Source organism: Solirhodobacter olei (assembly GCF_004010155.1).
GTDB lineage: Bacteria > Pseudomonadota > Alphaproteobacteria > Rhodobacterales > Rhodobacteraceae > Solirhodobacter > Solirhodobacter olei.
The window spans coordinates 226,514-253,332 of record NZ_RRYH01000002.1 but is presented as its reverse complement, the minus strand read 5'-3'; the positions used below and the strand labels follow the sequence as shown (position 1 = coordinate 253,332).

Genomic DNA, 26,819 nt, shown 5'->3' with positions numbered 1-26,819 from the left:
GTTTCGGGTCCCGGCTGTTTGCATCAGGCGTGCTTGCCCGAGGGTACCCCCCCAGTCGTCGGCGTCCAGCCCGCATAAAGTGGCGCGTCCGGGCCGAGCGGCAAGCGCACGGCCCGCCCCTCGCGGGCGGATTGGTAGATCGCGGCCACCAGCTCGATCGAGCGGCGACCGTCCTCCGCGGTCACCTCCCGTCCCGGCTGGCCTGCGAGGGCCGCGGCATTCGCCTCCAGGAACCCCGCGAACCCGGCGGGCCCGGGTGAGACCCCGGCCAGCACCGCGTCCACGGCCGCCTGCTCGTGCGGCGCGCGGGCCAGAAAGCGCCAGTTGCCCGTCGCCGGCGCATAGGGCGCAGAGCCCGATTCCGCCGTCAGCCCCTCGAAGCAGAAACGGATGCGGGTCTCGTCCGTCGCCGCACCGAGCGTGATCGAGGAGGTGGCGAGCGCGCCGGAGGCCATCTCGAAGCTGATCGCGGCGCAGTCCTCCGTCTCGATCCCGTTCACCCGGGTCGCGGTAAAGGCCGAAAGCCGGCTGACGGGCCCCATGACCATCATCATCAGGTCGTGGTTGTGGATCGCATGGCCGAGGACGGCGCCGCCGTTCTCGCCTTTCCAGGTGCCGCGCCAGGGGTTGTCGTAATATCCCGCGCCGCGGTTCCAGTGGGTCTCAAGGCTCGCCGCATAGGCCTTGCCGGTCAGCCCGGCCTCGGTCAGCGCGCGCAGCTGCGCCATCGCGGGGCCATAGCGGTACTGGAAAACCGGCGTCAGCCGCTTGCCCGAGGCCGCCATCGCCGCCAGCAGCCGGTCGGCATCGGCAAGCGAGGCGACCAGCGGCTTCTCGCAGATCACATGCTTGCCCGCCTCCAGTGCCTGTACGGAGACCGGCAGATGCAGATGCGGCGGCAGGCAGACGTCGATCAGGTCGATCGCCGGATCTTCCATCACCGCCTCGATCCGGCTTTCGATCCGGATCGGGCCGGGACCCGCGACGGTGCGCGCGCGTTCGGTGTCGAGGTCGACCAGGGCTGCCACCTCGTAGAGCTCGGGCAGGGCGCGGTAGCCGGCCAGATGTTCGCGCCCGATCCCGGCACCGATGATCGCGACGCGGATCATTTCAGCCGCCCCTCGGCCATCATCTGCGCGGTGATAGCCAGCTCCATCACCTTGAAGGCATGGGCCTGCGGCATGGCGGTTTCGGTCCGGTCGCGGATATCGGCGGCGAGGCGGGCGAAATAGGGAAGGCCCGCGTCGCTGCACTGGATCTTCTCGCAGCGCGTGCCGTTGACGAGGATCAGGTGATCCGTCCCCTCGACCCCGCCGACGTCGACGTATTTCCTGAGCTCGATATAACCCTCGGTCCCGAGGATCGTGAGCCGCCCGTCGCCCCAGTTCGGCAGTGCGTCGGGGGTGTACCAGTCGACCCGGATATAGCCGTGGCCCTTGTCCGAGCGCAGCACGATCTCGCCGAAATCCTGCAAGCCGGGCCATTCGGGATTGCCGTGATTGGCGACCGTCGCCCATTCCACCTTCGCATCGGTCGAGCCGGTGAAGAACAGGAACTGGTCGAACTGGTGCGAGCCGATATCGGTGATGATCCCGCCATAGGCCTCGCGCCGGAAGAACCACTCGGGCCGGCTCGGCGCGTTCAGCCTGTGCGGCCCGATACCCAGGGTCTGCACGACCTTGCCGATGGCGCCCTCCGCCACCAGCTCGGCCGCCCGCGTCACCGCGGGCACCTCGAAGCGTTCGGAGAAATCGACCGACCAGATCCGCCCGGTCTCCGCCTGCACCGCCTTGATCTCGGCAAGCTGATCCAGCGTCACGCAGCCGGGCTTGTCGACCATCACGTCCTTGCCCGCCCGCATCGCGGCGACGGCCAGCTCGGCCCGGTCGGCCGGGATCGCGGCGACCAGGATCAGGTCCAGCGTATCGTCGGCCAGGATGTCTTCCCGCGAGGCGATCCGCGGCACGTCCGCGAAGCGCTTCTCGAAGCCCTCCAGCGTCTCCGGCGTGCCCTCCGTCCACCAGCCGACGAACTCCGCGCCGGCCTCCATCATGTTCTGCGCCATGCCGAAGATATGGCGGTGGTCGATGCCGAGGGCGGCAAAACGCAAGGGCTTCATCGGGTCTCCAGGGTTATGGCGCGGCCCTCGGCAGAGGAGGTGACCAGCGCCTCGATCAGGTCATGCACGGCCAGCGCCGCGCGGCCGCTGACGGCGGGGTCGCGGCCGGTTTCAAGGGCCCCGGCGAAATCCTCGAGGATCGCCTGGTGCCACTCATGTGTGAAGGCCATCGGATCGGCCCCGCCGCCAGTGCCCGCCGCCGCGCCGATCTGTTCCACGCGGCCATCACGCCAGGTGATCTCCAGAAGCCCGCCAATCAGCCGGGCCGAGCCCTCGGTGCCATGCAGCGTGATCGTCTCCGCGCCGCCCGGGTGGCTGGCGGTGGAGGCGAAGAGGCTGCCCACCGCGCCGCTTTCGAAATCGAGCCCGGCGGTGACGACGTCCTCCGATTCCATCCGGTGCAGCTTCGTCGTGCGCGCCATCGCCTGCACCCGGGCGACCGGGCCGGTCAGGCTCAGCGCCAGGTCGAGCGTGTGGATCGCCTGCGAGATCAGCACCCCGCCGCCGTCGCGGGCATAGCTTCCGCGGCCCGGCGCGTCGTAATAGCTCTGCGCCCGCCACCAGGGCACCATGATCTCGACCAGGCCCAGGTCGCCCAGCCGGCCCTCGGCCAGCATGGAGGAAAGCGCCTTGGCAGAGGCCCGCATCCGGTGCTGCAGCACGATGCCCAGCGGCACGCCCGCCGCCTCGCAGGTCTCCACGATCGCGCGCGCGGCCGCCGCCGTCCGCTCGATCGGCTTTTCCATCAGGATCGGCTTTCCGGCGCCGGCGAGAAGCGTCACCTGTTCCATCCGCGCATTCGGCGGTGTCGCGAGGATGACGAAATCGATGTCGGGATCGGCGGCGACCTCTGCGGTATCGGCATAGATCCGCGGGCTGGCGCCCAGGAGCGGCGCGACCTTGTCGGCGAAAGCTGCGGCCTTTTCGGGGTGGGCGGAGGAAACGCCGGCCAGCTCGATGCGGCCCGCGGTCGCGGCAATCGCCTCGACATGCGTATTGGCCACCATCCCCAGCCCGATCAGCGCGACCCTCATTGCTCCCCCGGTGCTTCGAATCCTGCTTGGTCACGGGATACCATACCGGTATACTGGTTGCAATTGTCCTGTATACTGGCATACTAGTCTGGTCCGGGGGACCTTATGCCTGAGAGCAAGTTGTTGGTATCAAACACGGAATCTGGACAGGGCGGCGGCGTTGCGGAAAGCGTGACGGCGGAGGCGCCGGGACTCGTTCTGCCGCGGCTCGACCCGACGCGGCCGGCCGGATCGCAGATTTTCGTGGCGCTGAAAATGGCCATCCTGCGGATGGACCTGCCCCCGGGCTGCGCGCTTTCTGAATCCGACCTCGGCACGCGCTTCGGCGCCAGCCGCACCCCGGTGCGCGAGGCGCTGGCCCAGCTGCGCGACGCGGGGCTCGTCACGACGCTGCCGAGCCGGGGCAATTTCGTCACCCGCCTGAACGAGGACAAGATCCGCGAGGCCCGCTTCCTGCGCGAGGCGCTGGAGGTGGCCAATGTCTCGCATCTCGCCTCCAAGGGGCTGACGGCCGAGGCCGCCGCGGGGATCGAGATCACGCTGGCCGCCCAGGCCGCCGCGATCGAGGCGGGCGACGATCTTGCCTTCCAGGATGCCGATGACGACTTCCATCTGGCTCTCGCCCGCGCCACCGGCTTTCCCCGCGCCGCCCACGTGCTGGAGCATGAGAAGATGCAGCTTGACCGGCTGCGTGTCCTCTCGCTGCGCGACCGCGGCCACCTGGGAGAGCTGCTGGCCGAGCATCGCGCCATCCTCGCCGCGATCCGTGGCCGCGACGGTCCGCGCGCGGTGGCTGCCGCGCTGACCCACATGCGCTCGATCCTCGGCGTGCTCTCGACCCTGGTCGACCGCCACGCCGATTATTTCGACCGCCCGGCCGCCCCGGCACCCCTCGGCGCTTGACCTCGGCGGCCCGAGCAGGCGGTATCGGCGCGCCAAGCCCATGAGAGACCAGATATGACCAGCACCAAGACCCCGGGGGCCCCGCGCGTCGCCTGCGTCGGCGAGGCGATGATCGAGCTGAGCTTCAGCGGCCCGGGCCAGGCGGACCCGCGCATCGCCTATGCCGGAGACACGCTGAACACGGCGATCTACCTGCGCCGCGCCCTGCGTGGCGGCGCGGTCGCCTATGTCACCGCGATGGGCACCGATCCGTTCTCGGACGCGGCGCTGGCCTTCATGGCCTCGGAAAACCTCGATGTCTCGCGCATCGCGCGCGACCCCGAGCGTCTGCCCGGCCTCTACGCCATCACCACCGATGCCGAGGGCGAGCGGAGCTTCCTCTACTGGCGCGAGACCTCCGCCGCGCGGCGGATGTTCCAGACGGCAGAGGGGATCTCCTTCGCCGCGCTGGAGGGGTTCGACGTGATCTACCTCTCGGCCATCACGCTGGCGATCCTGCCCGAGGCGGTGCGTGGGGCGCTGGCCGACTGGCTGGCCGAGGCACGGGCGCGCGGCGTGCGCGTCGCCTTCGATTCGAACTGGCGCCCCCGGCTCTGGCCCTCGGCAGAGGCCGGGCGGGACTGGATCGCCCGGTTCTGGCGGCTGACCGACATCGGCCTGCCCTCGATCGACGACGAGCAGGCGCTTTTCGGCGAAAGCGACGCAGCGGTGACGCTGGCCCGCCTGCGCACCTACGGCCTGCGCGAGGGCGCGCTGAAGCGCGGCGCCACGGGCCCCCTGCCGCTTGACCCCGCAATTGCGCCCGGCAGCTACGCCCCGGCCGAGACCGTCGTGGACACGACGGCGGCGGGCGACAGCTTCAACGGCGGCTTCCTCGCGGCCTATCTTGCGGGGCAGGGGGCGCAGGCGGCGCTTTCCGCCGGCCACGAGACCGCGCGAGAGGTCGTGGGCTTCCGCGGCGCCTTCCGCGAGGCGGGCTGAGTTAACCTCACCAATGGCCCGAGACAGCGGGCGCAGCCCGCCGGGCCAGCGCCTGTCCGCCCGGACGGATGGGCGCTTTTGATGGGTTCGCCGCCCCGGCAAACCTGAAGTGTTCTTCACGCCATAAACGGAAAGATTCACCGGGCCGCGAGCGCCCACCCGCGGACGGGCGCCGGCCCTCTTCCGCGCGGTGCGTCTAGGCGCGCTGCACGGACCAGTCTGCCGGGGAAAATGGTAGGCCCGGAGGGACTTGAACCCCCAACCAAGGCGTTATGAGCGCCCTGCTCTGACCAATTGAGCTACAGGCCCGGCGCGGTCTGCCTAGCCCCGGGTGGGGCGGCGGTCAAGCGGCTCAGGGCTTCGGCCCGCCGGCCCGCCAGGCGCGCACGCGGTCGGGCAGCCCGTCATGGGCCCCGAGCGGGCGCTGCGGCGGATCTTCCCACCAGTCGTCGCGGCTCGCTTTCTGCTCCGGGTTCAGCGGATAGTAGATCCGGTTCTCCGCTTTCGGCTTCTCGCCTACGACCAGAAGCGCCACGTCCTCCCCGGTGTTGTTGAGGAAGGTGTGGCAGAGCCCGGTCCCGGCCGGAAAGCCCACCGCATCGCCGGGCCCGAGCCGGTGCAGCACCCCGTCAATCCAGACATCGGGCGTGCCGGAGATCACGTAGACGAACTCCTCCTCTGCGCTCTCGGCATGGGGGTAGGAGGTGCGGTGCCCGGGCGGCAGCCGGTCGTGGTGAATACCCAGCCGGGTCAGCCCGAAGCGGCGGCCGAAATCGGCGTCAATCTCCATCGCCTCGTCGTCGCCGCGGTAGCTCCGCGCGGTCTCTGCCTCGATCTCGCTCCAATGCGCGATGCAGTCCGGTCTCTCGCTCATCTCCGCCTCCCCCCGTGTCGGTCTTTGCGCAAGCTATCGTTCCCGCGCCCCAAGGCAAGCCTGGCGCGTTGCAGCGGCGCGCGGGATCGTCTATGCGGGCGGCGAGACATGCGAGGGCGGGCGATGAGCGCGAAGAACGGTCTGACGTACTCTCAGGCGGGGGTCGACATTGACGCCGGCAATGCGCTGGTGGAGCGGATCAAGCCCGCCGCCGCGCGCACGGCGCGGCCCGGCACCATGGCGGGCCTCGGCGGCTTCGGCGCGCTCTTCGATCTCAGGGCCGCGGGCTACCAGGACCCGATCCTCGTCGCCGCGACCGATGGCGTGGGCACCAAGCTGCGCATCGCCATCGACACCGGCAACGTCGCCACCATCGGCATCGACCTCGTCGCCATGTGCGTGAACGATCTCGTCTGCCAGGGGGCCGAGCCGCTGCTCTTTCTCGACTATTTCGCCACCGGCAAGCTGGAGGTCGAGCAGGCCGCCTCCATCGTCGAGGGCATCGCCGAGGGCTGCGCCCGATCCGGCTGCGCGCTGGTCGGCGGTGAGACGGCGGAAATGCCCGGCATGTACGCCAGGGACGACTTCGACCTCGCCGGCTTCGCCGTCGGCGCGATGGAGCGTGGGGCCGACCTGCCCGCCGGCGTGGCGGAGGGCGACGTGCTTCTCGGCCTCGCCTCCTCGGGGGTGCATTCGAACGGCTATTCGCTGGTCCGCAAGGTGGTGGAACTCGCCGGCCTCGGCTGGGACGCGCCGTCGCCATTCGGGCCGGGCACGCTCGGCGCGGCGCTTCTCGCGCCGACGAAGCTCTATGTGAAGCCGGCGCTTGCCGCGATCCGCGCCGGCGGCGTCCACGGCCTCGCCCATATCACCGGCGGCGGGCTGACCGAGAACCTGCCGCGCGTCTTCCCCGAGGGGCTGGGGGCAGAGATCGACCTGGGCAGCTGGGCGCTCCCCCCGGTCTTCCGCTGGCTGGCGGAGACGGCGGGGATCGCCGAGCCGGAGCTTCTGAAGACCTTCAACGCCGGGATCGGCATGGTCGTTGTCGTGGCCGCCGACCGCGCGGCGGCGCTCGAGTCGCTTCTGACCGCCGAGGGCGAGACCGTCACCCGTATCGGCCATGTGGTGAAAGGGCAGGGCGTCCGCTACTCCGGCCGCCTGAAGTGAAGCGCATCGCCATCCTGATCTCGGGCGGCGGTTCCAACATGGTGGCGCTGGTCCGCTCGATGACAGGCGATCATCCGGGCCGGCCGGTGCTGGTTCTGTCCAACGATCCGGAGGCGGGCGGGCTGAAGAAGGCCGCCGAGATGGGCATCGCCACCGCCGCCATCGACCACCGCCCGTTCCGGGGCGACCGCGCGGCCTTCGAGGCGGCGCTGCTGGAGCCGCTTCTGGCGGCCGGGCCCGACATCATCTGCCTGGCGGGCTTCATGCGAATCCTGACGCCGGCCTTCATCGCCCGGTTCGAGGGGCGGATGCTGAACATCCACCCGTCGCTGCTGCCGAAATACCCCGGCCTTCACACCCACCAGCGCGCGCTGGACGCAGGCGACACCGAGGCCGGCTGCACCACCCACGAGGTCACGCAGGACCTCGACGCGGGCCCCATCCTCGGGCAGGCCCGGGTGCCCATCCTGCCGGGCGACACGGCCGACACGCTGGCCGCGCGGGTGCTGGTGCAGGAACACATCCTGTACCCCGCGACGCTGCGCCGCTTCGCCGCCGGTGATCGCAGCCCGATCTTCCTGCCCTGAGCGTTGAGCGGCCCTCCGCGCAGCCCGGCTGCCCGCGTGACCGGCCCGCGCAATCCAATGCTTTCAAGCTCTTCCCTTTCCGCCCGGCACAACCTATAGCGGGGCGGCGGGATGACCCCGTGGCCAACTCTTGCCGGAACCCGGATGCATCTGATCACCGAGACTGAAGACCTCGCCCGCTTCTGCGAGGCCGCCAAAGCCGCCCCCTACGTCACCGTCGACACCGAGTTCCTGCGCGAACGGACCTACTGGTCCAAGCTCTGCCTCATCCAGATGGCGATCCCCGGTGCGGAGGATACGAATGACGGCGACGCGGTCCTCGTCGACCCGCTGGCCGAGGGGCTTTCACTGGAGCCGGTCTACGACCTCTTCCGCCATGAAGGCACGGTGAAGGTCTTCCACGCCGCGCGTCAGGATCTCGAGATCTTCTATGTCGAGGGCAAGGTCTTCCCGAAGCCGCTCTTTGACACCCAGGTCGCCGCCATGGTCTGCGGCTTCGGCGAGCAGGTCGGCTACGAGACGCTGGTCAGAAAGATCGCCAAGCAGCCGCTCGACAAGACCTCGCGCTTCACCGACTGGTCGCACCGCCCGCTCAGCGAGGCGCAGCTGACCTATGCGCTGGCCGACGTCACCCATCTGCGCGTGATCTACGAACATCTCGCCGCCCAGATCGCCAAGTCCGGCCGCCAGAAATGGGTGGCGGAGGAGCTTGGCGTGCTGACCGATCCGGCGACCTATACCGTCGATCCGGCAGAGGCCTGGCGCCGGGTGAAGACCCGTACCAACTCCTCGAAATTCCTCTCGCTGGTGCGCGAGCTCGCGCGCTTCCGCGAGACCCACGCCCAGGCCCGCAACATCCCGCGCTCGCGCGTCTTCAAGGACGACGCGCTGCTGGAACTCGCCTCCACCCGCCCGACGACGCCCGAGGAACTCGGTCGTTCGCGGCTTCTGCTGCGCGAGGCGCGCCGGGGGGAGATCGCCGACGGCATCCTCGCCGCGGTGAAGGCGGGGCTTTCGGCGAAGCCGGACGCGATGCCCAAGGTGCCGAACGGGCGCGACCAGTTGCAGGTGAACCCGGCGCTGGCCGATCTTCTGCGCGTGCTGCTGAAGGCCAAGGCCGAAAGCACCGGCGTCGCGCCGAAGCTGATCGCCTCTGCCTCCGATCTTGACGCGCTGGCGGCGGGGGTGCGGGACCTGCCCGCGCTCGCCGGCTGGCGGGCGGAGGTCTTCGGCGACGACGCGCTGCGCCTCTGCCGGGGCGAGATCGCGCTCTCGGCCAAGGGCAATGACGTGAAGGTGGTGCGGCTCTAGGGCCGCGCCTGCCTCTGCGCGACGGCACGCCCGGGCCGCTCGCGTTCTTCCTGCAAACCTCGACGAATGGCGCCCGCCTGCCGGGCCCGTGCGGCTTAGCGCCGGGCGGTGCGCGCGTTGTTGGCGCCGGTCACGGTGATCGCCCGCACTCCGGCCAGCTGGAAATCGGTCAGATGCACCGCCACCGTCAGCTCGCGCGAGCGGGGGGTGGAGCTCGGCGTAGGTTCCGCTGGCGGCACGACGACGAAACGGAAGGTCAGGACGCCCTTCACCGGCTTGCCGTCATTCTCCGCCAGAAGCGCGCCGTCCCACCAGCCCTGCGTCGGCGGCAGGCCGGTGGCGCGCACGATCACGCCGCCCGGCACGGCTTCCACCCGCATCGTGGAGACATCGGCGACCAGACCGCGCGGGTCCGGCTTGGCCAGTGGTACGCCGGTCACCGGGTCGACCGTGCTGACCACGGTCTTCTTCGACGGCCCGAACCAGTTCACCGGGTTGAAACGCGATTGACCGAAGCCGCAACCGCTGACCACCAGGGCCAGTCCAAGCGCGCCAAGCAGCGGTTTCTTCATGCGTCTCTCCCCTCGCTCCGGCCTTGGGTAGCCCAATCCGCGCGAATTGAAAAGCGGCTCCGCGCGTCCGGGCCACGGGTTCCCCGCGCACGTCCCTGCGAGGGCACGGGCGCCGCCCAAGGGCACGCGGCCCGGCGAGGGCTGGACCTTTGGCCGCCCGCGGCTTACCTCAGGCCCAAAGACCGGAGAGATCATGGCCAGCCCCGCCTTCGAAGACATCGCCGACACCTTCGACTTCCTCGACGACTGGGAGGAGCGCTACCGCCATGTCATCGAGCTGGGAAAGGCGATGCCGCCGATGGACGACGCCCTGAAGGTGCCCGCGACCAAGGTGAACGGCTGCGCCAGCCAGGTCTGGATCCTGCCGCGGATCGAAGGGCAGGGCCCCTCCGCCCGCTTCGATTTCGAGGGCGACAGCGATGCGCTTATCGTCCGCGGCCTGATCGCCGTTCTCCACGCGCTCTACGCCGGGCAGACCCTGGCCGAGGTCACGGCGACCGATGCCGGGGCCGAGCTTGCCCGGCTGGGTCTGGACGAACACCTCTCCTCGCAGCGCTCCAACGGGCTGCGCGCCATGGTCCAGCGCATCCGCGAGACTGCCGCCGAGGCCGCTGCGGCCTGACCCCCTGTCCGGCCCGGCCCCCGGCCTTCAGACCCGCGCCAGCGCGCTGGCCAGATCGCCGTATCCAGTAAACCGCCGCTCATAGGCAAGGCCAAGCCGCGCCGCGCAGTCCCGCGCCTTCGCCTCCAGCGCCGGATCCTCGGTCTGCGCCTGGTAGACCAGCTTGGAGTAATTGCCGAACAGCATGTCGCGCAGCTCGGGATGGCGGCCCAGTCCCATCGGTTTCCAGACGAAGGCATCGAACTGGCGGACCAGGAAATCCGTCAGGTAGAAGGCGTCGAATTCATCCTCCGCCCGCTCGGCGAAGACGGCATTGCCCTCGAAGAAGGAATAGCAATGCGGCCCCTCGACCATCTCCACGCCCAGCTCTGCGCATTTGGCCTGCAGAAGCCCGCCGGTGCCGCAGTCGGCATAGACGACGAAGATCGTCTCGTAGGCGCCGCGGTGTTCTGCCACCGCCGCCTCCACGGCCGCGGGGATGCGGTCCGGCCAGAGGTGAAGCTTCGCGGGCAGGCACATCAGATCCAGATGCGTCCAGCCGTTCGCCCGCTTCAGCGCGAGGATCTCATGCGCCAGCGCCCCGCAGGCCAGAAGCAGCACCTGGCCACGGGCGCCGGCCCGGCCGGGGGCCTCGGGGGCAAGGCCCGTCTCGGTCAGCATCTGGTCGTCGGGCTCTGGCATGGTGCGTTCCCCTTTGCCTGTCGAGGTAGCCGTCCCGGGCCGTCCCGGCAAGTCAGCGGGCGTCATTCCGGATTTGATCTGCGTCATCGCGACTCGCCCCGTCCCGGCGCTACCCGTGCCGCAATGACAAGAAAGCCGTCCGCGGTCGAGGGCGCGGGTTCCATCTTTGTGCAAGGGCACTGCCAAGCGGGGCAGGACGCCCGAGGATACGGAGGACGAAATGGCAGAGAAATCCACGAAGCTTGAAGTCAAGACGGGCGGGCCGCCCGCCGCGCGCACGCCGGAGGTCTGGGCCCCGTTCGACGCGCTGCGGCGCGAGATGAACCGGCTCTTCGAGGACTACACACCCGGCTGGTGGCGGCCGACGGCGGCCATCCCCGCGACATGGCCTGGCCTGCCCGAATGGCAGCTTTCGCCGGCTGTCGACATCGTCGAGCAGGACGGCGGCTACCGCATCACGGCGGAACTGCCGGGGATCGACCGGAACAATGTCGAGGTGAAGGTCGCCGGCGGAGCGGTCACGATCAGCGGCGAGAAGACCGAGGAGAAGACGGAGGAAAAGACCGACTCCTACATGTCCGAACGCCGCTACGGCAGGTTCCAGCGCAGCTTCCTGCTGCCTGACAGCGTCGATGCAGACAAGATCGAGGCGAGCTTCGCCAACGGCGTGCTGACCGTGACACTGCCGAAGTCCGAAAAGGCCATCGCGAGCGAGAAGAAGATCGAGGTGAAGGCCGCCTGACCAGCCGGCCCTTCAGACGTAAAAAGGGCCCCGCGAGGGGCCCTTTCGCAAACCTTGAGTCAGCCGGCCTCAGGCCGTCTGGTTGTGCTTGCGGCTCATGAACTGCTTGGCGGTCTCGACCGCCACGGCCGCGTCGCGGCAATAGGCGTCGGCGCCGATCGCCTTGCCGAATTCCTCGTTCAGGGGCGCGCCGCCCACAAGAACGACGTAATCGTCGCGCATGCCCTTTTCCTTCAGCGTGTCGATCACGACCTTCATGTAGGGCATGGTCGTGGTCAGCAGCGCCGACATGCCGAGGATGTCCGGCTTCTCGGCTTCCAGCGCGTCGAGGTACTTCTCGACCGCGTTGTTGATCCCGAGATCGACGACCTCGAACCCGGCGCCTTCCATCATCATCGAGACAAGGTTCTTGCCGATGTCGTGGATGTCGCCCTTCACGGTGCCGATCACCATCTTGCCCATGCGCGGCGCGCCGGTCTCCGCCAGAAGCGGCTTCAGGATCGCCATGCCGGCCTTCATCGCGTTGGCGGCGAGAAGCACTTCCGGCACGAACAGGATGCCGTCGCGGAAGTCGTAGCCGACGATGGTCATGCCCGCGACCAGCGCCTTGGTCAGCACGTCATAGGGCGCCCAGCCGCGGCCGAGCAGGATGTTCACGGCCTCCTCGATCTCTTCCTTGAGGCCGTCATAGAGGTCGTCGTGCATCTGAAGGACGAGTTCGTCGTCCGATAGCTCCGACAGGATGATGTCTTCTTCGTCGGCCATGTCCCTGCTCCGAGATCGCGCTTGTCGGCCCTCAATGCGACCAAAGGTCCGATGCGACTGTCCGGATTACGACATGCACCGCGTCATCAACGACTTCAACTCCCCTGGCGGGCCGGATCGGGGGCAGGGCAGAGGAAACTTCTGGTGAAGGTTCCTCAAATGTTCCATATTTCGCCCATGCCCGACGAAGCCACGCTCCCTTCCCATCTCCGCCTGCGCGCCCGCGGCGCCGGCTCGAACGCCTCCGGGCGGTTCGAGGCCACGCGCCGGGTAAGTGAGCATGACGGCTGGGAGATCCCCGAGGAGGACCGCCTGTCGCGGACCGAGGTGACGCTGGAACGCCCGCGCTCGGCCATGTCGCGGAACGCCTCGCCCGACGTGCCCTTCGACCGCTCGATCAACCCCTATCGCGGCTGCGAGCATGGCTGCATCTACTGCTTCGCGCGGCCGAGCCATGCCTATCTCGGCCTCTCGCCGGGGCTGGATTTCGAGACCAGGCTGATCGCCCGGCCGGGGATCGGCGCAGTGCTGGCAAAGGAGTTCTCGGCCAGGCGCTACACGTCGAAGGTGCTTGCCATCGGCACCAACACCGACCCCTACCAGCCGATCGAGTCGCGCTACCGGGTGATGCGCGAGATCCTCGAGGTCCTGTCCGCCTTCAACCACCCGGTCGGCATCGTCACCAAGGGCACGCTGATCGAACGCGACATCGACATCCTCGCGCCGATGGCGGCGCGGGGCCTCGCCCATGTCGGGATCTCGGTGACGACGCTCGACCCCGCGCTCGCCCGCAGCATGGAACCCCGGACGCCCGCGCCGGCGCGGCGCCTTGCCACCATCCGGCGGCTGACCGAGGCGGGCATTCCCGTCCGGGTCATGGCCGCGCCGCTGATCCCGGCGCTCAGCGATCACGAGCTGGAGGCGATCCTGGAGGCCGGCCGCGCCGCCGGCGCCAGCACCGCGTCCTACATTTCACTGCGCCTGCCGCTGGAGGTCTCGGGCCTTTTCCGCGACTGGCTGGAAACGCATTACCCCGACCGCGCCGCCCATGTCATGGGCCGGGTGCGCGAGCTTCACGGCGGGCGAGACTACGATCCGGAATGGGGCAAACGGATGCGGGGCGAGGGGCTCTGGGCAGAGCTGATGGCGCAGCGCTTCGCGCAGGCGCAGCGCCGGCTCGGCTTCGACGCGAAGCAGGCGCCGCTCCGGACCGACCTGTTCCGCGTGCCCGCAAAGCCCGGCGACCAGCTCAGCCTCGATCTCTGAGCGGGCCGGAATACGGTCCGCACCGACTGCCACCGGCTTCGGGCCCGACGGCGCGGCACCCCGGCTGGGACGCAAGGCACAGGGCGCAAAGGAAAGGGGCAGGGGCCGTTCCCGGCCGCCCGCCCCCCTTGTCGTCCCTGAATGTCGTCCCTGAACCGGGCCTCAGCCGCGCCGGCGGCGGCGTTCGCGGGGCGCGCCCGCATCGTCGCCGGTCCCGTCCGAGGCAGAGGAGAACGGCCCGAGCACCTCGGCGATCCGCTCCAGCGTCGGGCGCGGACCGCGCGGGCGCTCGCTCAGCGCCTTGTGCATGGCCTTCAGGTGCTCCGGCATCGTGCCGCAGCAGCCGCCGATGATCTTCGCGCCCGCGTCGCGCGCGAGCACGGCATATTCCGCCATCAGCGCCGGCGTTCCGTCGTAATGGATGTGCCCGTCGTGGTATTTCGGGATCCCGGCGTTGCCCTTGGCGATGATCGGCCGCTCGGTGCCCTGCGCGACGAAACCCAGAAGCGTTCGCATCAGGTCCGACGCCCCGACGCCGCAATTGGCGCCGAAGGCCAGCGGCGGGTTCGGCAGCTTCTCGACCAGATCGACCATCGCGGCCGAAGTCACGCCCATCATCGTCCGCCCGGCAGTGTCGAAGCTCATCGTGCCGCACCAGGGCATGCCGGCCAGCCGCGCGGCCTCCGCCGCCGCGGCATATTCCTCGGGCGCCGAGATCGTCTCGACCCAGAGCACGTCGGCCCCGCCCTCCTTCAGCCCCTCGGCCTGCTCGTGGAAGATCTCCACCGCGGACTCATGCGTCAGGCTGCCCATCGGCGCCATGATCTCGCCCGTCGGGCCCATCGAGCCCGCGACGACGACCGGGCGGCCCGCCGCATCGGCGATCTCACGGCCAAGCTCGGCCGCGATCCGGTTCAGCGCGCGGGCGCGGCCCTGCGCGTTGTGCAGCTTCAGCCGCGCCGCGTTGCCGCCGAAGGAGTTGGTCAGGAAGATGTCGCTGCCCGCCTCCACCGCGCCCCGGTAGAGCGCGCGGATATTCTCGGGCTTGGCCTCGTTCCACAGCTCCGGCGCTTCGCCGGCCTCGAGGCCCATGTTGAAGAGATTGGTGCCGGTCGCGCCATCGGCCATAAGCCAGTCGCGCTCCGCCAGCAGCTTGGAGAGAAGATCGCTCATCGCGGGCCCCCGTTCATTGGGCGCCGGCCGCGCCCCGATTGACTGCGCACCCTCCTCGCATGGCGCGCGAGGGGGCGCAATGCCGCAATCCTCCTCATCATCATGCAGGGGACCCGATCATCGTGCAGCGGACCCCGGGGGGTACGGCCCGGCAGCCGGCCGGCCCGCGGCCCGCCGGCGCTTTACGGCCCGCAGGGCCGGGGCGGTCAGCCCTCGGAGGCGAGCTGCGCCTTGGCCTGGGCCAGGCATTCGGCACGCTTGAGGCGGATCGCGGCGAGGTCGGCACGATCGCCAAGCCCCTTGGCCACGAACCGGACCACGTCCTCTTCGCCGGCCTCGGCGAAATCGGATTTCACCACCAGCGCGGCATAGGCATCCGCCTCCGCGCCGGTCTTGCCCATCAGACCCGCGGCCCAGAGGCCGAGAAGCTTGTTGGCCCGCGCCTCGGCGCGGAACTGAAGCTCGCTGTCGAAGGCGAATTTCGCCTCGAAGGCGTTCTCGCGGTCGTCGAACGTGCTCATCGGTCCTCCTCCGGTGGATGTCACCTTCCGGATATGAGGATCGGCGCGCCGCCGAACAAGCCCGTCCCGGCGCTGATCGGACGGCCCCGCCTTCGCCTTGCGGCAGTCCCGGCCTTGGAATATAGCGTGCCACAGCGGCCGCACCCCCGGCGCGCGGTCATCCGGAGCACAAATGGCGCGGCGCAAGAAGATTTACGAAGGCAAGGCGAAGATCCTCTATGAGGGTCCGGAGCCGGGCACGCTGGTGCAATACTTCAAGGACGACGGCAACGCCGCCGCGCCCAACCAGCGCGACGTGGTCGAGGGCCGCGGCGTGCTCAACAACCGCCTGTCGGAATTCTTCATGACCGGGCTCAACGCCATCGGGGTGCCGACGCATTTCATCCGCCGCATCAACATGCGCGAGCAGCTGATCCGCGCGGTGGAGATCATCCCGCTCAAGGTCGTGGTGCGCAACTTCGCCGCCGGCGCGCTGTCGGAACGGCTGGGCATTCCCGTCGGCATGGCCCTGCCGCGCCCGGTGGTGGAATTCTACTTCAAGGACGAGAAGCTCGGCGACCCCCTGGTGACCGAAGAACATATCATCGCCTTCGGCTGGGCCGGCCAGCAGGACCTCGACGACATGGTGGCGCTGGCGCTGCGGGTGAACGACTTCATGTCGGGCGTGATGATGGGCGTCGGCATCCGGCTTGCGGATTTCTCCATCGAGGTCGGCCGGATCTGGGAGGGCGACTACCAGCGCCTGATCGTCGCGGACGAGATCTCCGCCGACAGCTGCCGGCTCTGGGACATGCGCGCCCCCGGCGCGACCGAGGACGAGCCGGTGGAACTTGGCGGCCCGCCCGAGGCCTATGCCGAGCTTGCCCAGCGCCTGGGCGTGCTGCCCGTCAACGTCACCCATTCCGGCAAGCCGACCCTGATCAACTGAGAGGCCCTGCGATGAAAGCCCGCGTCCACGTCATGCTGAAGGAAGGCGTCCTCGACCCGCAGGGCGAGGCGATCCGCCACGCGCTCGGCACGCTCGGGTTTTCCGGCGTCGAAGGCGTCCGCCAGGGCAAGGTGATCGAGCTCGACCTTGCCGCCACCGACCGCGCCGCGGCCGAGGCCGAGGTGAAGGCGATGTGCGAGAAGCTCCTCGCCAACACCGTGATCGAGCAGTACTCGGTCGAGCTCGCCTGAGATGCGCGCGGCGCTGCTGACCGGGTTCCGCGCGCCGCTCGAGATCGCGGCGCTGGCGGAGCCGGAATGCCCGCCCGACGGCGTGGTACTCAGCATCCTTGCCTGTGGCATCTGCCGCTCCGACTGGCACGTCTGGACCGGCGCCGACCCCTCGCCGCTGCCGCATGTGCCGGGCCATGAATATTGCGGCGTGGTGGAGGAGGTCGGCCCGCTGGTGACCGGCTGGCGCAAGGGCGACCGCGTGATCGCGCCCTTCATCCTTGCCTGCGGCAGCTGCCCGGCCTGCCGCGCCGGCCAGCAGACCACCTGCGCGACCCAGGTCCTTCCCGGCTTCAACGCGCCCGGCGCCTTTGCCGAGCGGATCGCCGTGCCGCATGCCGACACCAACCTCGCGCGGCTTCCCGAGGGGCTCGACCCCGCGCTTGCCGCCGCGATGGGCTGCCGGGTGACGACCGCCTGGCACGCGCTCACCGGGCGCGCCGCGCTGGCGCCGGGTGAATGGCTGGCGGTCCACGGGGCAGGGGGCGTCGGGCTCTCCGCGCTGATGCTCGCCAAGGCGATCGGGGCGAAGGTCGCGATGGTCGACGTGGTGCCCGAAAAACTCACCTATGCCGAACGCCTCGGCGCCGACGCCACGATCGACGCCCGCGCCGGCGACGCGGCCGCCGCGGTGCGCGAGATCACCGGCGGCGGCGCCCATGTCGCGGTGGAGGCGCTGGGAATCGAGGCCACGACCGTCGCCGCGATCCGCAGCCTGAGGAAGCTCGGCCGCATGGTGCAGATCGGCATGCCGGCGGGCGATCACCTGACCATGGCGATCCCGATGGACGCCGTCTATTCCGGCCAGCTCGCACTTTACGGCACGCGCGGAATGCCCGGCTGGCGCTACCCGAGCCTCTTTAGCCTGATCGAGGCGCAGAGGCTCGACCTCTCCCCCCTGATCGCCCGCCGCGTCGGCCTGTCCGACGCCTCGGCCGAGCTGGCCGCCTTCGACGGCCCCACCGCCCCCGGCGTCGCCGTCATCACGGACTTTTCGGCCTGAGCCACCCCACACCGAGGAGGGCCGGGGACCGTCCGCGGTTGGGCGCTCGGGGCAATGCGGATCTGTTTGTTTACGGTTTAACGAACCCTTTCGTCGCGCCCGATTGCTGGCTCACCAAACGCGCCCGGCCTCCGGGGCGGACGGGCGTTGGCCCGGCGGCGCTGCGCGCCTTGTCCCGGGCCGGGGGCTAACTGGACCTCTCCGGCCGATTTCCCCTAGCAGCTCCGCCCGTTTTGCAGTACCGCAGCCGCATCGGAGCACAGGGGAGAGCCGCCCATGAAAGCCGCCGTCATCACCTTCCCGGGATCGAACTGCGACCGCGACCTCGCCGGAGGGTTCGAGGCCGCCGGGATCGAGGTCTCCCGCGTCTGGCACAAGGACACCGAGCTGCCCGCCGGCACCGATATCGTCGGCATCCCGGGCGGCTTCTCCTTCGGTGACTACCTCCGCTGCGGCGCCATCGCCGCGCGCTCGCCGATCTCCTCCGCCGTGCTCGAACACGCGCAGAAGGGCGGCTATGTCCTCGGCATCTGCAACGGCTTCCAGGTCCTCACCGAATTCGGCCTCCTGCCGGGCGTGCTGATGCGCAACGCAGGGCTGAAGTTCGTCTGCCGCCGCACCGCGCTTTCCGTCTCCACCGCCGACAGCGCCTTCACCCAGGGCTGGAAGCCGGGCGACACCGTTTCGATCCCTGTCGCCCATCACGACGGCAACTACACCGCCGACGCCGAAACTCTCGCCCGGCTGGAAGGGGAGGACCGCGTGGCCTTCCGCTATGTCGACAATCCCAACGGTTCGATGGGCGACATCGCCGGCATCCTCTCGGCCAACCGCCGCGTCCTCGGCATGATGCCCCACCCCGAGCGCGCGATCGACCGCGCCCAGGGCGGCGACGACGGGCTGGCGCTCTTCCGCGCATTGGCCGGCGCCCTGGCGCCCGCCTGAGCCGAGGCCGCTTGAGGCGGCGCCCCGGGGGGCGTAAATTGCGGACATGAGTACCCCCGACAGCGAAGACGCTTTCCGATCGGACACCCGCCGGCGCCGCCGGTGGATCGCCCGCGGCATCGTCGGCGTCCTCGTCCTCGTCGCCATCGCGCTGGTCTACATCACCAACGCGGCGCTCACCCAGCGATTTACAGAGACCACGCGCAACCGCGCCCAGCTTCGCCTCGCGCTCTACTCCGGCAACGTGATGAGCGAGCTGCAGCGCAACTCCGTCGTGCCGCTCCTGCTTGCCCGCGACCCGGCGTTGATCAAGGCGCTGACCACGGGGGATTTCACCTCCACCTCGCAGCGCCTGATCTCGCTTCAGACCGAGATCGACGCCGCCGCGATCCTGCTTCTGGATGCCGACGGCCGCGTCGTCGCCGCCACCGACCGCAAGCGCATCGGCCAGAACCTGAAATCCACGCCCGCCTTCGTCGACGCGCAACGGTCTCAGGATTCAGTGTTTTCCGTCTATCCGCGCAAATCGGCCGGCTTCGAGTTCACCTATTCCCGGGCGCTCAGCAACAACAACAGCGTCATCGGCGTCATCGTGGTCGAGGTCGACCTCAACAAGTTCGAACGCAGCTGGGCCGGCTTCTCCGATGCCGTCGTCGTCACCGACAGCCAGGGCAAGGTGATCCTGTCGACGGAACCGCGCTGGCGCGGGCTGAAGCTGACCGACGCGCTCGCCGTGCGCGACGCGCCCTCCGCCATCGAGCGCGCCTGGAACGTCACCTCCGACTGGAACTGGACCCAGGTCAGGCCTGACGCCTACCTGCGCGGCCTCGCGGTGATGCAGAACTCAGCGGCGATCCCGTTCCGCGGCTGGAAGCTCACGTCCTTCACCCGCTACGACTCGATCCGCGAGCAGGTGAACGCCGTCCTCGCGCTCGAGATCATGGGATTCGCCATCCTGCTGGCGGTGACCTTCTATTTCCTCTCCCGCCGCGCGAACCGTAAGTCCGCGCTCTTCCAGAGAGAATCGGCGGAACTGCGCCAGCTGAACGCAAGGCTCCAGCGGGAAATCGCCGAACGCGAGAAGGCCCAGAAGGACCTCGCCGTGGCCGAGCAGACACTGGCCCAAAGCTCGAAACTCGCCGCCCTCGGCGAGATGGCCGCTGCCGTCAGCCACGAGCTGAACCAGCCGCTCGCGGCTATGAAGACCTATCTCGCCGGCGCCCGGCTCCTGCTCCTGCGCAAGCGGGCGGAAGAGGCGCTGTCGTCCTTCCAGCGCATCGACGACCTTATCGAGCGCATGGGCGCGATCACCCGCCAGCTCAAGTCCTATGCCCGGAAGGGCGGCACGGCATTCGAGCCGGTCGATGCAAGGCATTGTGTTTCAACGGCTTTGTCGATGATGGAGCCGCAGCTGAAGATCCGCGCCGTGAAGATCACCCGTACCCTGCCGCGCGAGCCGGTGATGGTGATGGCCGATCCCATCCGTTACGAACAGGTGATCATCAACCTGCTCCGAAACGCGCTCGATGCGACCAAGACCGTCGCCGAACCGCAGATCGACATCCTGCTGACGGCGGGCGAGACGGCGACGCTGACGGTCCGCGACAACGGCCACGGCATCAAGGATCTCGAGGCGCTTTTCGAACCGTTCTACACGACCAAGAAGCCGGGCGAGGGTGTGGGCCTGGGTCTTGCCATCTCCTCGGGCATCGTCAAGGACTTGGGCGGAAGACTGACCGCGCGCAACGCAGAAGGCGGGGGCGCGGTCTTCGAAATCCAATTGCCCATCCTCACCGAGGATGTGCAGGCAGCGGAGTAGGTACATGGCGCGTGCGATGAAAGTTGCGATCGTCGATGACGAGCAGGACATGCGGCAGTCGATCAGCCAGTGGCTGGCGCTCTCCGGGTTCGATACAGAGGCCTTCGGCAGCGCCGAGGATGCGCTCAAGGTGATCGGGCCGGATTTCCCGGGCGTCGTCGTCTCTGACATCAAGATGCCGGGCATGGATGGGATGACCTTCCTCAAGCGGCTCCTGAGCATGGACAGCTCCATGCCGGTCATCATGATCACCGGCCATGGCGACGTGCCGATGGCGGTGGAGGCGATGCGCCTCGGCGCCTACGACTTCCTGGAAAAGCCCTTCAACCCCGACCGGATGACGGAACTTGCCAAGCGCGCCACCCAGACGCGCAAGCTGACGCTCGACAACCGCGCGCTCCGTCGCGAGCTTTCCGACGGCACGGTGCTGATGCGCAAGCTGATCGGCTCCTCCGGCGTGATGGAGCGGCTTCGCGAGGATATCCTCGATCTCGGCCAGGCCGATGGCCATGTGCTGATCGACGGCGAGACCGGGACCGGCAAGACGCTGGTCGCCCACGCGCTTCACGCGGTCGGCCCCCGCGCGGGGCGCAAGTTCGTCTCCATCTCCTGCGCCGCCTATGCCGAGGACGCGCTCGCCACCCGGCTTTTCGGCCCGACCGAGGAAGGCACCGGCCTGCCGCTGGTGGAAGAGGCGCGCGGCGGCACGCTCTGCCTTGAGGATGTCGAGGCGCTGAGCCAGGGCCTCCAGGCCCGGCTTCTGACCTTCATCAACGATCAGGGCATGCCGGCCGAAACCCGGATCATCGCCATCTGCAATGAACATGCGCCGGAAAAGACGGTGGAGGACTCGCTCCGCCCCGACCTCTTCTACCGGCTCGCCGCGCTGAAGATCACCCTGCCGCCGCTCCGGACGCGGGGCGAGGACATCCTGACCCTCTTCACCCGGCTGACCGAGCAGTTCGCCGAGGAATACGGCTGCGCCGCGCCGCAGCTGACCGCGCAGGAGGCCGCCCAGCTTCTGCAGGCGCCCTGGCCCGGCAACGTCCGCCAGCTCGTCAACGTGGCCGAGCGCGCGGTGCTGCAGAACCGCCGCGGCACCGGCTCCATCGCCTCGCTTCTGATGGCCGACGACGACAGCCCGCAGCCCGCGATCACCACCGAGGGCAAGCCGCTGAAGGAATATGTCGACGCCTTCGAACGGATGCTGATCGACAACACGATGCGCCGCCACAAGGGCTCCATCGTCGCGGTCATGGAAGAGCTCTGCCTGCCGCGCCGGACGCTGAACGAGAAGATGGCCAAATACGGCCTGAGCCGCGCCGACTACGTCTGACGCGGCCGCGATTCGCGGACGTCTAAGCAATCCAGGGATGAACGAGCAGCCGGGGCCGCGCGCCCTGGCTGTCGCTTTTCGCGCAATTGGTGCATATCCGCATCGCCCGGCGCGTCAGCGCGCCGCCGCCAGTCACTGTTCCGCGTGCGACTCCGGAATTTGGGCGTGCGGGTGTATGATACCTCCCGTGATCCGTCCGGAGGATTGGGGGCCGGTGCGGGTTGTCATTGGTATTTCGGGATGGGTCTTTGTCATGGCACGCGATCGCGCAATTCGCGGCGTCCGTTGTCGCAACTGCGGACATGATACCAGGTTGTTTTCCTCCAGTTGCGGCCGGTGCGGACGACGCAAGACTTTCAGCCAGTCGTTGCCGGCCTATCTGGCGGGCTCCACGATGATGCTGGCGCTGCTCGGCGCCGCCTTTGCCACCGTGCATATCATGCGCTGATGGCCGCATCGCCGCGTCGGGGTAGGGCAGGGACCCGGGGCCGCACGGCCCCGCGCCCTGCCGGCGTATGCGCCGCGGGGCGGGGCGTCGAATAGCCATTGTCTTTTCCACATCCCCGCCCTTAATGTGACAAATCGGGAGGCTGCCACGACGCACCGCCCCCGACACATCGATTTCGCCGCTGATCCGGAGGCCGGGGCACCGCCCCAAGGGCCGGGGTCAGCCGGAGGATGGGCCGCAAGGCCGCAGAATTGCCCGGCCGCCAAGCGGCGGGCTCAAGTGGACGGCGGACGCGCAAGCGACGCCCGTATGGACAGAACCGCGATGGATTGCGCAGCACGGTCAGCTAGGGCGGCAGGGGGTCAGATCCGGCACTCCGCCCCCCGTTCCGGGCCGGCATCCGCGATCCCTCTCGCCTCAGCAAAATCCCCTCCGCAACGCTCCCGGCCGCCAGGAAATTCGTGGCGGTCCAACGTGTTGCAGCGGGACAATGGACCGACATGTCAACAAAGATGCTCATTGACGCCACCCACCCGGAAGAGACCCGGGTTGTGGTGGTCGACGGAAACAAGGTCGAGGAATTCGACTTCGAGACCGTCAACAAGCGCCAGCTCGCCGGCAATATCTACCTAGCCAAGGTCACCCGCGTCGAACCTTCGCTGCAGGCCGCCTTCGTCGATTACGGCGGAAACCGGCACGGCTTCCTGGCCTTCTCTGAAATCCACCCGGATTACTACCAGATCCCGGTCGCCGACCGGCAGGCGCTCCTCGAGGAGGAACGCGCCTATGCCAAGGCGATGGAGGAGGAGGAAAGCCGCCCCCGCCGCCGTAAATCCCGCGCCAAGGCCGAGCAGGCCAGCGGCGATGCCGTGACCACGGGCGAGATCGGCACAATGGATGTCGTCGACCTCGGCGAGGATCGCGGCGCCGACGCGCTGTTCGAGGCCGAGGCCGCCGAACCCGCGGCCAGCCCTGCGCCCGCCGAACCCGCCGCCGAGGCGGACGGCACCGCGCCGGAACAGGATCACGGCGCCGATCACCACCACCATCACGATCACGATCACGACGGCGATCACGATCACGATCATGCCGCCGCCGACGCGGGCTACCATGCGCTCGACCACGCCTCCGACACCGACAGCGAGATCGAGTCGATCGCCGAGGAAGACGTGGCCGAAGAGATCCGCCAGCCGCGCAAGCCCCGGCCGCGCCGCTACAAGATCCAGGAAGTCATCAAGGTCCGGCAGATCATGCTGGTCCAGGTCGTCAAGGAAGAGCGCGGCAACAAGGGCGCGGCGCTGACCACTTACCTCTCGCTCGCCGGCCGCTACTGCGTGCTGATGCCGAACACCGCCCGCGGCGGCGGCATCTCCCGCAAGATCACCCAGGCCGCCGACCGCAAGAAGCTGAAGGAAATCGCGTCCGAGATCGAGGTGCCGGAAGGCGCCGGTCTGATCATCCGTACCGCCGGCGCCAAGCGCACCAAGGCGGAGATCAAGCGCGACTACGAATACCTCATGCGGCTCTGGGAACAGATCCGCGACCTCACGCTGAAGTCGATCGCCCCCGCGCCGATCTACGAGGAAGGCGACCTCATCAAGCGCTCGATCCGCGACCTCTACAACCGCGAGATCGAGGAGGTCCTGGTCGAGGGCGTCGACGGCTACCGCACCGCCAAGGACTTCATGAAGATGATCATGCCGTCCCACGCCCGGGCGGTGAAGCAATACACCGATCCGCTGCCGCTCTTCGCGCGCTTCCAGGTCGAAAGCTACCTCACCGGCATGTTCAACCCGGTGGTGCAGCTGAAGTCCGGCGGCTACATCGTCATCGGCGTCACCGAGGCGCTGGTCGCGATCGACGTGAACTCCGGCCGGGCCACCAAGGAAGGCTCGATCGAGGATACGGCTCTCAAGACCAACCTCGAAGCGGCTGAAGAGGTCGCCCGCCAGCTGCGCCTGCGCGACCTCGCGGGCCTCATCGTCATCGACTTCATCGACATGGAAGAGCGGCGCAACAATGCCGCCGTCGAGAAGCGCCTCAAGGACAAGCTGAAGACCGACCGCGCCCGCATCCAGATAGGCCGCATCTCGGGCTTCGGCCTTCTGGAGATGTCGCGCCAGCGCCTGCGTCCGGGCATGCTCGAGGCCACCACCGCCCCGTGCCCGCATTGCCACGGCACCGGCCTGATCCGCTCCGACGACAGCCTCGCGCTCTCCATCCTGCGCCAGCTGGAAGAGGAGGGGACGCGCAAGCGCACCCGCGAGGTGCTGCTGAAGGCGCCGATCGCGATCGTCAACTTCCTGATGAACCAGAAGCGCGAGCATATCGCCCAGATCGAGCAGCGCTACGGCATGTCGATCCGGATCGAGGCCGATCCCACGCTGATCAGCCCCGATTTCGTCATCGAGAAGTTCAAGACCGCGACGCGCCCGGTGCCGGAAGCGCCGCATGTCGTCTCGATCGACGCCTCGGTGATGGAAGAGATCGACGAGGAGATCCCCGAGGAGATCGAGGAGGAAGAGGCCGAAGCCGAGGCGGCAGAGGCCTCCGAGGCCGCGACCGCCGAGGCCCCCTCCGGTCCGAAGAAGAAGCGCCGCCGGCGCCGTCGCCGCCGTGGCGGCGGGCAGGGCGGGGCCGAGGGCCAGGCCGAAGGGCAATCCGCTTCGGACGACCAGGGCAGCTCTGACGAGGACGGCGCCGAAGGCGCGGGCGAGGAGGTCTCTGCCGAGACCGCCGCAGAACCGGTGGCCGAACCGGCCAGCGCCGAGGAGGCTCCGGCCGCCGAGGTCGAGGAGGCCCCGAAGAAGCCCGCGCGCAAGCGCACCCGCAGCCGCAAGAAGCCGGCCGCCGAGGCCGAGGGCGAAGCGGCAGCCGAAGCCGCGCCCGCCGAAGCCGAGGTCCCTGCGGCCCCGGCCGAAGCCGAACCGGCCGCCGAGGCCGCGCCGGGACCCGAGGCCGAAGCGCCGAAGAAGCCGCGCCGCCGTCGCACCACCAAGAAGGCGGCCGCCGAGGCCGAGGCTGAAGCAGCTCCCGCCGAGCCGGAAGCCGAAGCCAATGCCCCGGCTGAACCGGCCCCGGCGCCCGAACCGGCCCCCGCCGCCCAGCCCGCCGAAGCGGCTGAGGCCGAGGTGACGACCGCTCCGGCGCCCGAACCCGCGCCCGCCCCGGAACCGGCCCCGGCCGCGGCGGCAGCCGAACCGGAGGCTGAGGCTGAGGCTGAGGCTGAGGCCGAAGGCGAGGGCGAACCCAAGCCCAAGAAGCGCGGCTGGTGGTCGCTCGGCCGCTGAGCCGGTCGGACAAGGACATCAAAGGGCCCGGCGCACCCCGCCGGGCCCTTTTCGTTTCCATGACCGGATCCTCGTAAACTGGCGGCCGCGCGACGCGGCTTCGGCCTGTAGGGTGCGCATTCATCGCGCACCGTCGCCCCGGCGTCTCACCCCCGTTGCGCAAGCCGGCCTACCACCGTCCCGAAATACGGTACATTACGGTGTCAAAGCGGTGCGAAAGCTGTGTCAAATCGGTTCCCCGATTTCCCAGCCATTCCAACCCCCTGCGCCCGCACCCTCACCCGGGGCGCGAGCCGCTTCCCCGCCGGATGAAAAACACCTCGCAGGCCCCCTCGCGGCTCTGGGCCAGAAGCTCATGCCCGGCCTCGGCGCAGAAATGCGGCACGTCGACGACGGAGGCCGGATCGGTCGCCAGCAGCCGCAGCACCGCCCCCTCGGGCAGCGCCATTAGCCGCTTGCGCGCCCTCAGCACCGGCAGCGGGCAGATCAGCCCCGCCGCATCCTCTTCCGCATCCCAGTCCATGCCCCCTCATTAGCCCCCGCACGCGCCGCCCGTCCACGGGCTTTTGAGGCGCTGTAACGCGGGACCGGGTGACGTGTCCCTCGAAATGGGCTATCCGGCAGAAAAGGAAGCGGAAATGTTCGGGACACATCTGATCGATGCGGGCCTTTTGCCGGCGATGGCCATCGCCCTGGCAGCCGGTGTCCTGTCGTTCCTGTCGCCCTGCGTCCTGCCCATCGTGCCGCCCTACCTCGCGTTCATGTCGGGCATCTCGATGGCCGATCTCACCGGCGCCGAAGGCCGCCCGCGCAAAAGCCCGATCGTCCCGGCCGTCGCCTTCGTTCTCGGCCTGTCCACGGTCTTTCTGTTCCTCGGCTTCACCGCCTCCGCCTTCGGGGCGTTTTTCCTGAGGAATTCCCAGACCTTCGCCGATCTCGCCGGGATCATGGTGATGGTCTTCGGTGCGCATTTCCTCGGCGTCATCACCATTCCTTTCCTGAACCGCGAGGCCCGCATCGACGCCGGGGACCAGGGCGGAACCACCTTCGGCGCCTATCTGCTCGGCCTCGCCTTCGCCTTCGGCTGGACGCCCTGCATCGGCCCCCAGCTCGGCGCGATCCTCGCGCTTGCGGCCAACGAGGCAAGCCTCACCCGCGGCACGCTGCTGCTGGCCGTCTATGCCCTAGGGCTGGGCATCCCCTTCCTCCTCGTCGCGGCCTTCCTGCCGCGGCTCGCCGGGCCGCTGCGCTGGTTCAAGGCCCGGATGGAGCGGATCGAGCGGATCATGGGCCTTCTTCTGTGGACCATCGGCCTTCTGATGCTGACGGGCGGCTTCTCCAGTTTCTCCTATTGGCTGCTCGAAAACGTCCCGGCCCTTTCTTCGCTCGGATAATGTTCCGATAATGCTCGGATGATCCCTCACTTTCGCCGAATTCAGCCC

At 69.0% G+C, this 26,819-nt stretch carries 27 protein-coding genes and 1 tRNA gene; 17 read left to right on the top strand and 11 right to left on the bottom strand.

All coding sequences use genetic code 11. The annotated features are described in order from the left end of the window. Positions 1-23: 23 nt before the first annotated feature. From EIP85_RS01230 to EIP85_RS01220, 3 genes are read right to left on the bottom strand one after another with little or no spacing between them, the layout of a single operon-like run. On the bottom strand, positions 24-1,109 hold the full coding sequence (locus EIP85_RS01230; protein ID WP_127900312.1) for a Gfo/Idh/MocA family protein: 1,086 nt from the start codon (positions 1,107-1,109) through the stop codon (positions 24-26). Then, positions 1,106-2,119 carry a Gfo/Idh/MocA family protein gene (locus EIP85_RS01225; protein WP_206615414.1) on the bottom strand — a complete coding sequence of 338 codons (1,014 nt, stop codon included), beginning with the start codon at positions 2,117-2,119 and terminating at the stop codon, positions 1,106-1,108. The genes EIP85_RS01230 and EIP85_RS01225 overlap by 4 nt, the downstream gene beginning before the upstream one ends. Then, positions 2,116-3,153, bottom strand: coding sequence for a Gfo/Idh/MocA family protein (locus tag EIP85_RS01220; RefSeq protein WP_127900311.1), 1,038 nt, complete (start codon positions 3,151-3,153; stop codon positions 2,116-2,118). Before EIP85_RS01220 ends, EIP85_RS01225 begins: the two co-directional genes overlap by 4 nt. Positions 3,154-3,273: 120 nt before the next feature. On the opposite strand from EIP85_RS01220, the gene EIP85_RS01215 reads away from it, so the two are divergent. Both EIP85_RS01215 and EIP85_RS01210 read left to right on the top strand, forming a co-directional pair. Continuing rightward, positions 3,274-4,056: a GntR family transcriptional regulator gene (locus EIP85_RS01215; protein ID WP_206615413.1), complete on the top strand. Its 783-nt coding sequence runs from the start codon at positions 3,274-3,276 to the stop codon at positions 4,054-4,056. Positions 4,057-4,110: 54 nt separating this feature from the next. Next, a complete protein-coding gene (locus EIP85_RS01210) occupies positions 4,111-5,037 on the top strand; it encodes a sugar kinase (protein WP_127900309.1) in 927 nt (308 codons plus the stop codon). Positions 5,038-5,269: 232 nt separating this feature from the next. On the opposite strand, the gene EIP85_RS01205 is transcribed toward EIP85_RS01210, so the two are convergent. Further along, positions 5,270-5,346, bottom strand: a tRNA-Ile gene (locus EIP85_RS01205). 43 nt (positions 5,347-5,389) lie between these two features. After that, the gene (locus tag EIP85_RS01200; RefSeq protein WP_127900308.1) at positions 5,390-5,911 is read right to left on the bottom strand and encodes a cupin domain-containing protein; all 522 of its coding nucleotides are present in this window, start codon (positions 5,909-5,911) and stop codon (positions 5,390-5,392) included. A gap of 123 nt (positions 5,912-6,034) precedes the next feature. Between EIP85_RS01200 and purM the strand changes: the two genes are divergently transcribed. The 3 genes from purM to rnd all read left to right on the top strand — a co-directional run bounded on the left by purM (position 6,035) and on the right by rnd (position 8,976). Next, on the top strand, positions 6,035-7,078 hold the full coding sequence (gene purM / locus EIP85_RS01195) for a phosphoribosylformylglycinamidine cyclo-ligase (RefSeq protein ID WP_127900307.1): 1,044 nt from the start codon (positions 6,035-6,037) through the stop codon (positions 7,076-7,078). After that, positions 7,075-7,665, top strand: coding sequence for a phosphoribosylglycinamide formyltransferase (gene purN / locus EIP85_RS01190; RefSeq protein ID WP_127900306.1), 591 nt, complete (start codon positions 7,075-7,077; stop codon positions 7,663-7,665). Before purM ends, purN begins: the two co-directional genes overlap by 4 nt. Positions 7,666-7,809: 144 nt before the next feature. Then, entirely contained in the window at positions 7,810-8,976 is a 1,167-nt protein-coding gene (gene rnd, locus EIP85_RS01185) for a ribonuclease D (RefSeq protein WP_127900305.1), read from the top strand. Between the two features lie 95 nt (positions 8,977-9,071). Here the strand turns inward: rnd and EIP85_RS01180 are convergent, their stop codons facing one another. After that, positions 9,072-9,548, bottom strand: coding sequence for a hypothetical protein (locus EIP85_RS01180; RefSeq protein WP_127900304.1), 477 nt, complete (start codon positions 9,546-9,548; stop codon positions 9,072-9,074). Positions 9,549-9,741: 193 nt separating this feature from the next. Here EIP85_RS01180 and EIP85_RS01175 point away from each other — a divergent pair, with 193 nt between their 5' ends. Continuing rightward, positions 9,742-10,170 carry a SufE family protein gene (locus tag EIP85_RS01175; protein ID WP_127900303.1) on the top strand — a complete coding sequence of 143 codons (429 nt, stop codon included), beginning with the start codon at positions 9,742-9,744 and terminating at the stop codon, positions 10,168-10,170. A gap of 27 nt (positions 10,171-10,197) precedes the next feature. Here the strand turns inward: EIP85_RS01175 and EIP85_RS01170 are convergent, their stop codons facing one another. After that, the gene (locus EIP85_RS01170) at positions 10,198-10,851 is read right to left on the bottom strand and encodes a DUF1638 domain-containing protein (RefSeq protein WP_127900302.1); all 654 of its coding nucleotides are present in this window, start codon (positions 10,849-10,851) and stop codon (positions 10,198-10,200) included. A 220-nt stretch (positions 10,852-11,071) separates the two neighbouring features. Here EIP85_RS01170 and EIP85_RS01165 point away from each other — a divergent pair, with 220 nt between their 5' ends. Next, positions 11,072-11,593, top strand: a complete 522-nt coding sequence (locus tag EIP85_RS01165; RefSeq protein WP_127900301.1) for an Hsp20/alpha crystallin family protein — start codon at positions 11,072-11,074, stop codon at positions 11,591-11,593. 69 nt (positions 11,594-11,662) lie between these two features. On the opposite strand, the gene EIP85_RS01160 is transcribed toward EIP85_RS01165, so the two are convergent. Then, a complete protein-coding gene (locus EIP85_RS01160) occupies positions 11,663-12,358 on the bottom strand; it encodes a corrinoid protein (protein WP_127900300.1) in 696 nt (231 codons plus the stop codon). A gap of 159 nt (positions 12,359-12,517) precedes the next feature. On the opposite strand from EIP85_RS01160, the gene EIP85_RS01155 reads away from it, so the two are divergent. Continuing rightward, positions 12,518-13,624, top strand: a complete 1,107-nt coding sequence (locus EIP85_RS01155) for a PA0069 family radical SAM protein (RefSeq protein WP_127900299.1) — start codon at positions 12,518-12,520, stop codon at positions 13,622-13,624. Between the two features lie 162 nt (positions 13,625-13,786). On the opposite strand, the gene bmt is transcribed toward EIP85_RS01155, so the two are convergent. Both bmt and EIP85_RS01145 read right to left on the bottom strand, forming a co-directional pair. After that, positions 13,787-14,797 carry a betaine--homocysteine S-methyltransferase gene (gene bmt / locus EIP85_RS01150; RefSeq protein ID WP_127900298.1) on the bottom strand — a complete coding sequence of 337 codons (1,011 nt, stop codon included), beginning with the start codon at positions 14,795-14,797 and terminating at the stop codon, positions 13,787-13,789. A gap of 206 nt (positions 14,798-15,003) precedes the next feature. Then, positions 15,004-15,318 (bottom strand): DUF1476 domain-containing protein, encoded by a 315-nt coding sequence (locus EIP85_RS01145; RefSeq protein WP_127900297.1) that lies wholly within the window; start codon positions 15,316-15,318, stop codon positions 15,004-15,006. Between the two features lie 172 nt (positions 15,319-15,490). Here EIP85_RS01145 and EIP85_RS01140 point away from each other — a divergent pair, with 172 nt between their 5' ends. From EIP85_RS01140 to EIP85_RS01105, 8 genes are all read left to right on the top strand, one after another. Beyond that, positions 15,491-16,246 (top strand): phosphoribosylaminoimidazolesuccinocarboxamide synthase, encoded by a 756-nt coding sequence (locus EIP85_RS01140; RefSeq protein WP_127900296.1) that lies wholly within the window; start codon positions 15,491-15,493, stop codon positions 16,244-16,246. Positions 16,247-16,257: 11 nt separating this feature from the next. Next, complete coding sequence (purS, locus tag EIP85_RS01135; RefSeq protein WP_127900295.1) at positions 16,258-16,497, top strand: phosphoribosylformylglycinamidine synthase subunit PurS; 240 nt, start codon at positions 16,258-16,260, stop codon at positions 16,495-16,497. A gap of 1 nt (position 16,498) precedes the next feature. Next, positions 16,499-17,539, top strand: coding sequence for a zinc-dependent alcohol dehydrogenase family protein (locus tag EIP85_RS01130; RefSeq protein WP_127900294.1), 1,041 nt, complete (start codon positions 16,499-16,501; stop codon positions 17,537-17,539). Between the two features lie 276 nt (positions 17,540-17,815). Further along, entirely contained in the window at positions 17,816-18,484 is a 669-nt protein-coding gene (purQ, locus tag EIP85_RS01125; RefSeq protein WP_127900293.1) for a phosphoribosylformylglycinamidine synthase subunit PurQ, read from the top strand. Positions 18,485-18,530: 46 nt separating this feature from the next. Then, complete coding sequence (locus tag EIP85_RS01120; RefSeq protein WP_127900292.1) at positions 18,531-20,303, top strand: sensor histidine kinase; 1,773 nt, start codon at positions 18,531-18,533, stop codon at positions 20,301-20,303. Positions 20,304-20,307: 4 nt separating this feature from the next. Then, on the top strand, positions 20,308-21,639 hold the full coding sequence (locus tag EIP85_RS01115; protein WP_127900291.1) for a sigma-54-dependent transcriptional regulator: 1,332 nt from the start codon (positions 20,308-20,310) through the stop codon (positions 21,637-21,639). A gap of 187 nt (positions 21,640-21,826) precedes the next feature. After that, a complete protein-coding gene (locus tag EIP85_RS01110; protein WP_127900290.1) occupies positions 21,827-22,087 on the top strand; it encodes a hypothetical protein in 261 nt (86 codons plus the stop codon). A 500-nt stretch (positions 22,088-22,587) separates the two neighbouring features. Continuing rightward, positions 22,588-25,377: an Rne/Rng family ribonuclease gene (locus EIP85_RS01105; protein WP_127900289.1), complete on the top strand. Its 2,790-nt coding sequence runs from the start codon at positions 22,588-22,590 to the stop codon at positions 25,375-25,377. A gap of 277 nt (positions 25,378-25,654) precedes the next feature. Here the strand turns inward: EIP85_RS01105 and EIP85_RS01100 are convergent, their stop codons facing one another. Then, entirely contained in the window at positions 25,655-25,900 is a 246-nt protein-coding gene (locus EIP85_RS01100; protein ID WP_127900288.1) for a sulfurtransferase TusA family protein, read from the bottom strand. A 115-nt stretch (positions 25,901-26,015) separates the two neighbouring features. Here EIP85_RS01100 and EIP85_RS01095 point away from each other — a divergent pair, with 115 nt between their 5' ends. Continuing rightward, positions 26,016-26,771 (top strand): cytochrome c biogenesis CcdA family protein, encoded by a 756-nt coding sequence (locus EIP85_RS01095; RefSeq protein ID WP_127900287.1) that lies wholly within the window; start codon positions 26,016-26,018, stop codon positions 26,769-26,771. The last annotated feature ends 48 nt before the right edge of the window (positions 26,772-26,819 follow it).

Excerpts from the sequence above, each read along its gene's own strand:
- EIP85_RS01230 (WP_127900312.1), bottom strand. The coding sequence starts at position 1,109 with ATGATCCGCGTCGCGATCATCGGTGCCGGGATCGGGCGCGAACATCTG.
- EIP85_RS01225 (WP_206615414.1), bottom strand. The coding sequence starts at position 2,119 with ATGAAGCCCTTGCGTTTTGCCGCCCTCGGCATCGACCACCGCCATATC.
- EIP85_RS01220 (WP_127900311.1), bottom strand. The coding sequence starts at position 3,153 with ATGAGGGTCGCGCTGATCGGGCTGGGGATGGTGGCCAATACGCATGTC.
- EIP85_RS01210 (WP_127900309.1), top strand. The coding sequence starts at position 4,111 with ATGACCAGCACCAAGACCCCGGGGGCCCCGCGCGTCGCCTGCGTCGGC.
- EIP85_RS01200 (WP_127900308.1), bottom strand. The coding sequence starts at position 5,911 with ATGAGCGAGAGACCGGACTGCATCGCGCATTGGAGCGAGATCGAGGCA.
- purM (WP_127900307.1), top strand. The coding sequence starts at position 6,035 with ATGAGCGCGAAGAACGGTCTGACGTACTCTCAGGCGGGGGTCGACATT.
- rnd (WP_127900305.1), top strand. The coding sequence starts at position 7,810 with ATGCATCTGATCACCGAGACTGAAGACCTCGCCCGCTTCTGCGAGGCC.
- EIP85_RS01180 (WP_127900304.1), bottom strand. The coding sequence starts at position 9,548 with ATGAAGAAACCGCTGCTTGGCGCGCTTGGACTGGCCCTGGTGGTCAGC.
- EIP85_RS01175 (WP_127900303.1), top strand. The coding sequence starts at position 9,742 with ATGGCCAGCCCCGCCTTCGAAGACATCGCCGACACCTTCGACTTCCTC.
- EIP85_RS01170 (WP_127900302.1), bottom strand. The coding sequence starts at position 10,851 with ATGCCAGAGCCCGACGACCAGATGCTGACCGAGACGGGCCTTGCCCCC.
- EIP85_RS01165 (WP_127900301.1), top strand. The coding sequence starts at position 11,072 with ATGGCAGAGAAATCCACGAAGCTTGAAGTCAAGACGGGCGGGCCGCCC.
- EIP85_RS01160 (WP_127900300.1), bottom strand. The coding sequence starts at position 12,358 with ATGGCCGACGAAGAAGACATCATCCTGTCGGAGCTATCGGACGACGAA.
- EIP85_RS01155 (WP_127900299.1), top strand. The coding sequence starts at position 12,518 with ATGTTCCATATTTCGCCCATGCCCGACGAAGCCACGCTCCCTTCCCAT.
- bmt (WP_127900298.1), bottom strand. The coding sequence starts at position 14,797 with ATGAGCGATCTTCTCTCCAAGCTGCTGGCGGAGCGCGACTGGCTTATG.
- EIP85_RS01145 (WP_127900297.1), bottom strand. The coding sequence starts at position 15,318 with ATGAGCACGTTCGACGACCGCGAGAACGCCTTCGAGGCGAAATTCGCC.
- EIP85_RS01140 (WP_127900296.1), top strand. The coding sequence starts at position 15,491 with ATGGCGCGGCGCAAGAAGATTTACGAAGGCAAGGCGAAGATCCTCTAT.
- purS (WP_127900295.1), top strand. The coding sequence starts at position 16,258 with ATGAAAGCCCGCGTCCACGTCATGCTGAAGGAAGGCGTCCTCGACCCG.
- EIP85_RS01130 (WP_127900294.1), top strand. The coding sequence starts at position 16,499 with ATGCGCGCGGCGCTGCTGACCGGGTTCCGCGCGCCGCTCGAGATCGCG.
- purQ (WP_127900293.1), top strand. The coding sequence starts at position 17,816 with ATGAAAGCCGCCGTCATCACCTTCCCGGGATCGAACTGCGACCGCGAC.
- EIP85_RS01120 (WP_127900292.1), top strand. The coding sequence starts at position 18,531 with ATGAGTACCCCCGACAGCGAAGACGCTTTCCGATCGGACACCCGCCGG.
- EIP85_RS01115 (WP_127900291.1), top strand. The coding sequence starts at position 20,308 with ATGGCGCGTGCGATGAAAGTTGCGATCGTCGATGACGAGCAGGACATG.
- EIP85_RS01105 (WP_127900289.1), top strand. The coding sequence starts at position 22,588 with ATGTCAACAAAGATGCTCATTGACGCCACCCACCCGGAAGAGACCCGG.
- EIP85_RS01100 (WP_127900288.1), bottom strand. The coding sequence starts at position 25,900 with ATGGACTGGGATGCGGAAGAGGATGCGGCGGGGCTGATCTGCCCGCTG.
- EIP85_RS01095 (WP_127900287.1), top strand. The coding sequence starts at position 26,016 with ATGTTCGGGACACATCTGATCGATGCGGGCCTTTTGCCGGCGATGGCC.